General features: G+C 69.8%; 7 protein-coding genes. 5 read left to right on the top strand and 2 right to left on the bottom strand.

The annotated features are described in order from the left end of the window. From mgtA to DBR34_RS08645, 5 genes are all read left to right on the top strand, one after another. A partial coding sequence (gene mgtA / locus DBR34_RS08665) for a magnesium-translocating P-type ATPase (RefSeq protein ID WP_128096493.1) occupies positions 1-2,595 on the top strand: 2,595 nt, incomplete at its 5' end. Next, complete coding sequence (locus DBR34_RS08660; RefSeq protein WP_128096492.1) at positions 2,595-3,332, top strand: MgtC/SapB family protein; 738 nt, start codon at positions 2,595-2,597, stop codon at positions 3,330-3,332. The genes mgtA and DBR34_RS08660, both read left to right, overlap by 1 nt. Before the next feature lie 84 nt (positions 3,333-3,416). Next, complete coding sequence (locus tag DBR34_RS08655) at positions 3,417-4,475, top strand: ATP-binding protein (RefSeq protein ID WP_128096491.1); 1,059 nt, start codon at positions 3,417-3,419, stop codon at positions 4,473-4,475. Then, entirely contained in the window at positions 4,468-5,103 is a 636-nt protein-coding gene (locus DBR34_RS08650; protein WP_128096490.1) for a response regulator, read from the top strand. Before DBR34_RS08655 ends, DBR34_RS08650 begins: the two co-directional genes overlap by 8 nt. 143 nt (positions 5,104-5,246) lie before the next feature. Next, complete coding sequence (locus tag DBR34_RS08645; protein WP_128096489.1) at positions 5,247-6,815, top strand: thioredoxin family protein; 1,569 nt, start codon at positions 5,247-5,249, stop codon at positions 6,813-6,815. 79 nt (positions 6,816-6,894) lie between these two features. Here DBR34_RS08645 and DBR34_RS08640 read toward each other — a convergent pair whose 3' ends face one another. Both DBR34_RS08640 and DBR34_RS08635 read right to left on the bottom strand, forming a co-directional pair. Continuing rightward, the gene (locus tag DBR34_RS08640) at positions 6,895-7,656 is read right to left on the bottom strand and encodes a 2,3-dihydro-2,3-dihydroxybenzoate dehydrogenase (protein ID WP_128096488.1); all 762 of its coding nucleotides are present in this window, start codon (positions 7,654-7,656) and stop codon (positions 6,895-6,897) included. Further along, positions 7,653-10,803, bottom strand: a 3,151-nt coding sequence (locus DBR34_RS08635; protein WP_128096487.1) for a non-ribosomal peptide synthetase, incomplete at its 5' end; no start/stop codon positions are given. The genes DBR34_RS08640 and DBR34_RS08635, both read right to left, overlap by 4 nt.

The following is a 10,803-nucleotide window of genomic DNA, read 5'->3' as shown; positions in this document are numbered from 1 at the left end:
GTGCCCGTGGCAGCTGCGCTGGCGGCGGTGGCGTCGCACCCCGACGGGCTGGCCACCGACGAAGCCGACGCCCGGCTCGCCCGCGTGGGTCCCAACGAGATCGATCACGAAAAGCCGCTGCCGTGGTGGCGCCACCTGTGGCAGTGCTACCGCAACCCGTTCAACCTGCTGCTCAGCCTGCTGGCGGTGGTGTCCTGGCTGACCGAAGACGTCAAGGCCACGGTGGTGATCGGCACCATGGTGGTGCTGTCCACGCTGATCCGTTTCGTCCAGGAAGGCCGCTCCAACCGCGCGGCGGAGCGGCTCAAGGCGCTGGTGGGCAACAACGCCCGCGTATTGCGCCGTCCCGACGGCGATGCTGCAACCGCGCAGCACACCGGCTCTGAGCCGCGCACACCGCGTCCCGCGCAGCAGCGTTCGCTGCCGATCCGGGCAGTGGTGCCCGGCGACCATATCGTGCTGTCGGCCGGCGACATGATCCCCGCCGACTGCCGCGTGCTGAATGCCAAGGACCTGTTCGTGGCGCAGGCGGCCATGACCGGCGAATCGCTGCCGGTGGAGAAGTTCGCCGCCCCCGACCCCACCCAGGCCAACCTGCTGGAGCAGCCCAACCTGCTGTTCATGGGCACCAACGTGGTGTCCGGCTCGGCCACCGCCGTGGTGCTGGCCACCGGCAACCGCACCTGCTTCGGCACCATTGCCCAACGCAGCACCGCCACCGAACGCGCGCCCACCGCGTTCCAGGCCGGGGTCAACAGTGTCAGCTGGCTGCTGATCCGGTTCGCCCTGGTGATGGTGCCGTTCGTGCTGCTGGTCAACGGCGTGACCAAGGGCGACTGGACCGAAGCCTTTCTGTTCGCGCTGTCGGTGGCGGTCGGGCTTACCCCGGAAATGCTGCCGATGATCGTCACCTCCACCCTGGCCAAGGGCGCCGTGCTGCTGTCGCGGCGCAAGGTGATCGTCAAGCGCCTGGATGCGATCCAGAACTTCGGCGCGATGGACGTGCTGTGCACCGACAAGACCGGCACCCTCACCCAGGACCGCATCGCGCTGGAGCGGCACACCGATGTGTTCGGCAACGACTCGCAGGACGTGCTGGCGTTCGCCTACCTCAACAGCCATTTCCAGACCGGGCTGACCAACCTGCTCGATCGCGCCGTGCTGGAGCACGTGGAACTGCAGACCGAGCTGCGCCTGGCGCAGGACTACCGCAAGGTGGATGAAATCCCGTTCGACTTCGAACGCCGCCGCATGTCGGTGGTGGTGTCCGAGCGCGACGACCACCACGAGCTGGTGTGCAAGGGCGCGGTGGAAGAGATGCTGGCCGTGTGCAGCCGCGTGCGCGAAGGCGGCCAGGACCTGCCGCTGGATGCGCAGCGGCTGGCACGGGTGCGCCAGACCACCGAGGAGCTCAACGAACAGGGCCTGCGCGTGGTGGCGGTGGCCATGAAGGAAGTCCCGGCCACGCGCGAGGTGTATTCGCAGGCCGATGAGCAGGACCTCACCCTGCTTGGCTACGTGGCCTTCCTGGATCCGCCGAAGGAGTCGACCGCGCAGGCGCTGCAAGCGTTGGCCGGGCTGGGCGTGGAAGTGAAGGTGTTCACCGGCGACAACGAACTGGTCACCGCGCGGGTGTGCGCCCAGGTGGGGCTGCACGCCGACGGCATCGTGACCGGGCCGCAGATCGACCGCATGGACGAGGCTGCGGTGGCCGACGCGCTGTGCCGCCACCGCGTGTTTGCCCGGCTCACGCCCCTGCACAAGGAGCGCCTGGTGCGCGCCCTGCGTGCACAGGGCAAGGTGGTGGGGTTCCTCGGCGATGGCATCAACGATGCGCCGGCCCTGCGTGCCGCCGACATCGGCATCAGCGTGGACAGCGCGGTGGATATCGCCAAGGAAGCGGCTGACATCATCCTGCTCGAGAAGAACCTGATGGTGCTCGAGGAAGGCGTGGTGCAGGGCCGGCGCACCTTCAGCAACATGCTCAAGTACATCCGCATGACCGCCAGTTCCAATTTCGGCAACGTGTTCTCGGTGCTGGTGGCCTCCGCGTTCCTGCCCTTCCTGCCGATGCTGCCACTGCAACTGCTGGTGCAGAACCTGCTGTATGACATCTCGCAGATCGCCATTCCGTTCGACAACGTCGATGAGGAACTGGTGCGCAAGCCGTTGAAGTGGAACCCGGCCGACATCGGGCGCTTCATGGTGTTCTTCGGCCCGATCAGCTCGATCTTCGACCTGAGCTGCTTCGCGCTGATGTGGTACGTGTTCGATGCGCGCACGGCGGCCGACCAGAGCCTGTTCCAGTCCGGCTGGTTCGTGGTGGGCCTGCTGACCCAGACCCTGATCGTGCACATGATCCGCACGCCGAAGGTGCCGTTCGTGCAGAGCATCGCTGCCCCGCCGCTGCTGTTGATGACCGGGCTGATCATGGCCATCGGCGTGCTGCTGCCGATGAGCCCGCTGGCCGGCTACTTCAAGCTGCAGGCACTGCCGCCCGGCTACTGGCCGTTCCTGGTCGCCATTCTGTTCGGGTATGCGGTGCTGACCACGCTGCTGAAGAAGGTCTACATCCGTCGCTACGGGTGGCAGTGATGGACTTCAACCCGCACCTGCCGGTGTTCAACGCCGGGGCCACGATCAGCACCCTGATCAGCCTGGGTACGGCCTTCGTGCTCGGCGCGGCGATCGGGCTGGAGCGGCAGCTGCGCCAGCGCACCGCCGGCCTGCGCACCAACACGCTGGTGGCGGTGGGCGCGGCGGTGTTCGTGGACCTGGCCGTGCGCTTCCACGACCTGTACGGCGGCCCGCCCTCGCCGCTGCACGTGGTGGCGTACGTCATCTCCGGGGTGGGCTTCCTGGGCGCCGGCGCGATCATGAAGGACGGTGCGCAGGTGTCCGGCCTGAACACCGCTGCCACGCTGTGGGGGTCGGCGGCCGTGGGTGCCTGCGCCGGCATCAAGCTGCTGCCCGAAGCGCTGCTGGCGGCGCTGTTCGTGCTGGCGGCCAACACGCTGTTGCGGCCGGTGGTCAACCGCATCCAGCGCCAGCCGGTGGAGGAATCCTTCAGCGAGGCGACCTACGCGGTCACGGTGGTGTGCCAACGCGAGCACCAGGCCGACGTGCTGGACCGGCTGCTGGGGCTGCTGGAGCAGGCGCATTACCCGGTGCGCGCGGTCGACCCGCGCCCGTTCGGCGAGCGCGACGTGGAGATCGAAGCGGTGCTGTACGCGACAGCCGTGGACGCCGCCGAACTGGACGCGGTGCTGGCCACGCTTGCGGGCCTGCCCGGCGTACTGCAGGCCTTCTGGAATGCCACGCTGGAGGACTGACACCGGCCGGCCACGGCCCCGATGCTATGCTCGGCCGCGTCGAACCACGCGGCGTTTGTCCACGTTTTCCACGGAGCCGTTCCGATGCTGTCTTCCTCGTCGCGCCGTACCGTTGCCCTGCTCGTGCTGGGCGTGGTGATGGCTGCGATCTTCGCCGCCGACACGCTCACCGACTATGCGGTGGCGGCCGCCTGCTTCTACGCGGCGGTGATCCTGGCCGCCTCGCGCGTGCTGTCGGCTCGGGGGCTGGTGCGGTTGGCCGCCCTCTGCATCGGGCTGACCGGGCTCAGCTTCTTCCTGACCCGCTTCGGCACGTACCGCATCGGCCTGGTGAATTCGGCGATCGGCATGCTGGTGATCGGCATCACCACCTGGCTGGCGCTGAAGATGGAAGCGGCCAAGGCCGCCGTGCAGGACGCACAGGCCCGCTTGCTGCGGGTGGCCCGCGCCTCCACCGTGGGTGAACTGACCACGTCCATCGCGCACGAAGTGAACCAACCGCTGGCGGCGATCGCCAGCAGCGCCGAAGCCAGCCAGCGCTGGCTGGCCCAGGATCCGCCCAATGTGGAGAAGGCGCGGCAGACACTGGCGCGGATCCTGGCCGATGCGCACCGGGCCAGCGACGTGATTGCCCGCGTGCGCGGGTTGACCCGGGGTGCGGTGCCAGAGCGGCAGGGGTTCGACCTCAACCAGGCGTTGCTGGAAATGCTGGCGCTGTCGCACAGTGAACTGGAACAGCATGCGGTCACGCTCAGTACCCAGCTGGATGACGCGTTGCCGCCGGTATTCGGCGACCGCGTACAGGTACAGCAGGTGATCGGCAACCTGATCCTCAACGCGGTCGATGCGATGGCCGAGGTGCCGGCGGGCAACCGTCGGCTGGTGCTGCGCAGCTGGCGCGCCAGCCCGACGCGGGTGGCGATGAGCGTGCGCGACCACGGCAGCGGGCTGCCGCTGGACGCACCGGAGCGGGTGTTCGATGCCTTCTGGACCACCAAATCCGGCGGCCTGGGCCTGGGCTTGAGCCTGAGCCGCAGCATCCTGGAGGCCCATGACGGTCAGATCCGGGCCGAGCCGGTGGCCGACGGTGGCGCCTGTTTCGTGTTCGAGCTGCCGGTCGATGACGGGGGCTCGCATGGTTAGGCCGCCGCCGCCGGACGCTTCGCCTGCGCCCATCGTGTACGTGGTGGACGACGATCATTCGGTGCGCGCCGCCCTGGAAGACCTGTTGGCCTCGATGGGCATGCAGGTGCGTGCCTTCGACTCGGTGGCCGCCTTCCTGCAGCATCCCCGCTTGGATGCGCCGGCCTGCCTGGTGCTGGACGTGCGCATGCCCGGCCAGAGCGGGCTGGAGTTCCACCGGCAGATGGCCAGCCACGGCCTGCACCTGCCGGTGGTGTTCATCACCGGCCACGGCGACATTGCGATGGGCGTGGCGGCCATGAAGGAAGGGGCCATCGAGTTCCTGACCAAGCCGTTCCGTGACCAGGAGCTGCTGGATGCGATCCACCTCGGCATCGAGCGCGACCGCGAGCGGCGCCGCGATGACGCTGCGGTGGACGTGTTGCGGCAACGCTGGGCATCGCTCAACGACGGCGAGCGCGACGTGGTGGGCGGCGTGGTCCGCGGCCGGCTCAACAAACAGATCGCCGCCGAGCTGGGGGTGAGCGAAATCACGGTGAAGGTGCGCCGCGCCAACGTGATGCGCAAGATGCAGGCGCGCACGCTGGTGGATCTGGTGCGCATGTACGACCGCCTGGCGATCGGCTGAGGCCCGCCCGGTCCGCCAGGGTGGCCGTCATCACCAGCGCGACTGGGCAGATGAGCAATCGGCATCAGCACGCCTGCGATGCGGGCACCGTCGCTTCCTAGAATGCGTCATGGCCGCTGCTGCGGCACCCCTTCCTGCCGTGGATGCTGACCATGCGTGCTGCCCTGCCCTTCACCCTGCTTGCCCTGTGCACCGCGCTTGCCGCCTGCCAGCAGGCCCCGTCCGCCAGCCCGGTGGCCAGTGCGCAGGCCGCGCCCGTTGCCGAGGAAATCGCCTGGCGGCACGGCGATGTCGAAGACGCGTTCGCCGATGCGCAGCAGAGCGGCAAACCGGTGCTGCTGTACTGGGGTGCGGTGTGGTGCCCGCCGTGCAACAAGCTCAAGGCCACCCTGTTCCGTGACCCGGCGTTCATCGCGCTGACCCGGCAGTACGTGCCGGTGTACCTGGATGGCGACTCGGAAGGTGCCCAGGCACTGGGCGAGCAGTTCGGCGTGCGCGGCTACCCCACGCTGATCGTGCTGGACCCGCAGCGCCGCGAAATCACCCGGCTGGCGGGCGGCAACGACAGCGCCGAACTGACCCGGGCGCTGCGCCTGGCGGTGAACCGGCGCACCGCCGTGGCCGACGTGCTGCGGGTGGCGGTGGTGTCGCCGCAGCGCGTGTCCGAGGACGACTGGCGGGTGCTGGGTGACTACGGCTGGGAGGTGGACGCCAGCCGTCTGGCCGGCCAACGCGATCCGGTGGCGCTGCTGCGGCAGCTGGCCGCCTCCGCGCCGGACCCGGCCCTGCAGCGCCGTTTCGGGCTGCTGGCGCTGGGCGCCGGCAGTACCGGGAAAGATGCGCCTGCGCCCAATGCGGCCGAACGCGACGCAACCCACACCCTGCTGACCACGGTACTGGCCGCCCCGGCCGAAGTGCGTGCCAACCGCGATCTGCTGGGCTACCAGGGGCCCGCACTGGTGGCACGGGCCGCCGCCACGCCGGAGCAGGCGCAGCAGCTGGCCACCCAGTTGCTGGCGGCACTGGAACGCGCCGATGCCAGCCAGGACAACGCCGCCGATGCGCGCCTGTCCAGCGTGATCACCGAGCTGACGTTGTTCAAACAGCAGCATCCGGACACCGCCGTGCCGCCGGCGCTGCAGGAAAAGGCGCACGAACGCGTGGCCGCCGCCGATGCAGCGGCCACGACCGCGCACGAGCGCCAGGCCACCATCAGCAGCGCGGTGTACGTGCTGCGCGAGGCCGGCGATGATGCCGCGGCCGAGGCGTTGTTGCGGGCCGAACTGGACCGCAGCCAGACGCCGTACTACTACATGCCCGAGCTGGCAGAACTGGCCGAGGCACGCGGCGACAAGGCGGCTGCGGTGGACTGGCTGCGCAAGGCCTACGAGGGCGCGCAGGGGCCGGCCACGCGGGTGCAATGGGGCGTGTTGTATGTGGAAGGCCTGGTGCGGCTGACGCCGGACGATGGCAAGGCCATCGAGCAGGCAACGGCGCAGGTGATCGCCGAACTGGACGCGCAGCCGGCGGGCTACCACCAGCGCACGCGGCAGCGCTTCGAGCGGCTGGCGACCACCCTGCAGGCATGGAGCCGTGCGCACCACGGCACCGAAACTCTCGGCCGGTTGCAGGCACGGATGGGCGAATCGTGCGCCAAGGCCGCACCGGGCGCGGACGCGGGCGCGGCGTGCAACCGCTGGTTGAAGGGCTGACGGGTAGAGCCGACCGTTGGTCGGCTGCAGATCATCCGAACGCGCGCATGACCAAAGCCGGGCATCGCCCGGCATCTTCTCAACCGCGCAACGTGGCGCCGCCGTCCACGTACAGATCGCTCATGGCGATGTGGCCAGCCTGGTCGGACAGCAGGAACATCACCGCCTGGGCGATGTCGTCAGGGCTGGCCAGCTTGCGCAGTGGAATACCCGCCTTGTAGGTGTCCAGATTGCCCTCGATCACGCGCTGTGCGCCATCGGCGTCCTCCCACATACCTGTCTGCATCGGGGTCAGCGTCGAGCCCGGTGCGACGATGTTGCAGCGGATGCCATGGGGGGCCAGTTCCAACCCCAGGCAGCGGGTGAACATGGTGGCGGCCGCTTTCGATGCGGCATAGGCGGCCATGCCATGCCGCGGCACCCCAGCGGCATTGGAACTGACGGTAACGATGGCGCCCTTGCCGCGTGGCGTCATCACCCGCGCCAGGGCGCGCGACAGGTGGAACACGCCGTCGGTATTGACCGCGAACACGCGGCGCCAGTGCGCGTCGTCGATCTGGTCGACCGTGCCCACCTGCAGCACCCCGGCAACGTTGATGCCGAAGCCCACCGGCCCCAGGGTGGTTTCGGCCCAGCCGACCAGCGCATCCACGGCAGCAGCATCGCTGACGTCCACTGCCCTGGCGTGCAGGTTCGGGTGCGCCGGCAACGCGGGCGCTGCCAGGTCCGTAGCCACCACCACGCAGTCGCTATCCAGCAGCTGCTGCACCAGCGCAGCGCCGATGCCGCCGGCGGCGCCGGTGACCACGGCCAGCGTGCCGTCGAATCCGGTGAGTTTCATATGGGCTGTTCCTGTGCGGGCATAGGGGTATGGATAGGGTCGCTGCGCTGCAGCCGCGCCGACACCCAGGGGGCGATCTGTGCGACGGCATCGCGGCCGGTCAGCTCGGCATGCACGAACGGCAGTTCGATTGCCTCGACCGTGGCCGCGTGCGGCGCCCAGAGGGACGCCTGCAGATATGGGTGCGTGGCGTGGTCGCGGCCCGCGCGCACATGGCTGAGCACGCCGCGGTACGGCGCGTGATGGTGTGCGCGGATCAACCGGTTGGTGCCGGTAACCGCGCGGACCACGCCGTCCAGCACCGGTTCGGGCAGGTTGCCCAGCGCGCTGTCGCCGCGGCGCAGGAACGCCATGATGCGCGCGCGGCTGTCCAGCTCGGGATGCGCGTCGGGGTCGTGCCCGGCGATGGCCAGCAGCGCACGCAGCGCCGCGATCGGGTCCGGTTCGGGTTCGGCCCGCCAGCATTCGCTCGGATAGGCATCCAGCAGCACCAGTTCGCCGACGCTGCGGCCCAGCGCCTGCAGGCGCACGGCCATGGCCTGGGCGATGATGCCGCCCACCGACCAGCCCAGCAGGTGCACCGGCCCGTTCGGATGCAGGGCCACTACGCGCGCCACATAGTCCGCGGCCAGGGCGTCGATGCTGTCGGGCAGCGGCAGCGCGGCATCCAGTGCAGGCGACTGCAGGCCATGCACGTCGCGAGCCGGCTGCAGCGCACGGGCCAGGTCGCGGTAGTTCCAGGCAATGCCGCCGGCGGGATGGACCACGAACAGCGGTGCCCTGCCCGGCTCGCCGCGCGCCAGCTGGATCATCGGCGACAGGCCGTGGTCGGTGCCGTGTTCCGGGGCGTCGAGCACGCTCGCCAGTGCGGCCACCGTGGGATGGGCGAACACCGCGCCCAGGCCCGGATCGCGCTGCCAGTGCTGCTGGATCGCCAGCAGCAGGTGCACCGCCGACAGCGAATCACCGCCCAGACTGAAGAAGTCCGCATCGGCGGCGGGCGCGGCATCCAGGCCCAACGCCTGGGCAAACAATGCGGCCAGCTCGCGCTCGCTGTCGGTGGCGGGCGCGCGGCCCGTTACCGGGCCCAGCGTTGGCACCGGCAACGCGGCACGGTCCAGCTTGCCGTTTGCCGTCACCGGCCAGTGCGCCACCACGACCAGCGCGGCAGGCACCATGTAGTCCGGCACGCGTGCAGCCAGGCCGGCGCGCAGCGCCACCGGGTCCAACGCCACCCCGGAGACATACGCCACCAACCGCCGCTCGCCGGGGCGGTCTTCGCGCAGCAGCGTTTCAGCGCGTTCCACGCCGGGCTGCAGGCGCAGCGCGGCATCGATCTCGCCCAGCTCGATGCGCAACCCGCGCAGTTTTACCTGGTGGTCGCTGCGCCCGAGGTAGTCCACGGCACCGTCGGCACGCCAGCGCGCCACGTCGCCGCTGCGATAGATCCGTTCACCGGCCACGTGCGGGTCGGCGAGGAAGCGCTCGGCAGTCAGGTCATCGCGGCCCAGGTAGCCACGCGCCAGCTGCACGCCGCCCAGGTACAGGTCGCCGGGCACGCCGGGCGGCAGCGCCCGCATGCGCGCGTCGAGCACATACAGGCGGGTGTTCCAGACCGGGTAGCCGATCGGCACCGGCCGGCTGCGGTCGTCGCGGCCCGCTGGCCACCAGCTCACATCGACGGCGGCTTCGGTGGGGCCATACAGATTGTGCAGCTCGGCGTCGACGGTGGCATGGAAACGGTCGCGCAGGACCGGTTCCAACGCTTCGCCGCTGGTGAATACCTGGCGCAGCCGCAGGCCGCGTGCGGCGGGCACGGCCAGGAACGCATCCAGCATCGACGGAACGAAATGCACGATGCTGATCCGGGCGCGGCGGATCAGGTCGGCCAGCGCCACCGGGTCGCGGTGCAGGTCGGGCGGCGCGATCACCAGCGTGGCGCCGCACAGCAGCGGCAGGAAGAATTCCCAGACCGAGACGTCGAAGGTAGCCGGCGTTTTCTGCAGGATCCGCGCATCGGCGTCGATGCGGTAATGGCTGCGCATCCACTGCAGGCGGTTGACGATGGCGCGATGCTCCACCAGCACGCCCTTGGGCTCGCCAGTGGAGCCGGAGGTATAGATGACGTAGGCCGCATCCTGCGGCTGCACGCTGTCGGACAGTTCGCGGGCATCGCCTGCGCTCCACTGCGACGGTGCCAGCACGCGATACCCGGCAAAGCGCGCTGCCGCCGTGTCGTCGGCCAGTATGCAGCTGGGCTGGGCCGACGCCAGGATGCGGGCGAGCCGCTGGTCCGGATGGGCCAGGTCAACCGGCAGGTAGGCCGCGCCCGCGCGCAGGATCGCCACCAGCCCGACCAGCAGATCCAGCGAGCGTGGCAATGCCACCCCCACGCGGGATTCGCGGCCCACGCCCATCGCCTGCAACTGCAGTGCCAGTGCCCGGCTGCGCTGTTCCAGCTGCGCGTGGGTGAGCCGCTGCCCATCGAACTCCAGCGCGATAGCGTCGGGGTTGGCACGCATGCCGTCCAGCAGCAGTGCCACCAGTGAGACATCCGGCAGCGGCCTGGCCGTGGCGTTCACCTCGAACAGGTAGCGCTGCGCTTCGGCCGGCGTGGCCAGCGCGATGTCGTCCATGCGCAACCCGCGGTCATGCACGTCCAGTGCAGTATCGATGAAGTGCAGCAGCCGCGCGGCATGCGCCTCCACCTGTGCCGGATCGTACAGGGCAGGGTTCGCTTCGATTTCCAGGTCGAGGTGGTGCGTGCCGTCGCCGCGGAAACCGAACGTGATGTCGTCCACCGGGCCGGTGCCCAGCACGTCCAGCCGCACCAGCACGCCTGCCAGCGGCAGCGTCCGGTAGAACGGCTGCACGTTGATCATCGGCCCGTGCAGACGGTGCTGGCTGCCGACCAGGCCCAGGTCGCGGCGCAGTTGTTCGCCACGGTAGCGACCGTGGCGGCGCGCGCGCAGCAGGTCGCGTGCGGTGGCCTGCACCGCCTCGGCCAGGCGGGCGTCGCGGGCGGTCACGCGCAGCGGCAGTACGTTCATCACCATCGCCGGCACGCGTGCGGAGGCGTTGCCCAGCCGCCCCATGAACGGCACGCCCAGCACCACTTCGTCGAGGGCACTGAAGCGGCGGCAGTAC

Origin of the sequence: Stenotrophomonas sp. HMWF003 (assembly GCF_003061285.1) — a bacterium.
GTDB classification, from domain to species: Bacteria; Pseudomonadota; Gammaproteobacteria; order Xanthomonadales; family Xanthomonadaceae; genus Stenotrophomonas; species Stenotrophomonas maltophilia_AP.
Note: the sequence above shows the minus strand (reverse complement) of the source record. Positions and strands in the feature narration are given on the sequence as shown.

Excerpts from the sequence above, each read along its gene's own strand:
- DBR34_RS08660 (WP_128096492.1), top strand. The coding sequence starts at position 2,595 with ATGGACTTCAACCCGCACCTGCCGGTGTTCAACGCCGGGGCCACGATC.
- DBR34_RS08655 (WP_128096491.1), top strand. The coding sequence starts at position 3,417 with ATGCTGTCTTCCTCGTCGCGCCGTACCGTTGCCCTGCTCGTGCTGGGC.
- DBR34_RS08650 (WP_128096490.1), top strand. The coding sequence starts at position 4,468 with ATGGTTAGGCCGCCGCCGCCGGACGCTTCGCCTGCGCCCATCGTGTAC.
- DBR34_RS08645 (WP_128096489.1), top strand. The coding sequence starts at position 5,247 with ATGCTGACCATGCGTGCTGCCCTGCCCTTCACCCTGCTTGCCCTGTGC.
- DBR34_RS08640 (WP_128096488.1), bottom strand. The coding sequence starts at position 7,656 with ATGAAACTCACCGGATTCGACGGCACGCTGGCCGTGGTCACCGGCGCC.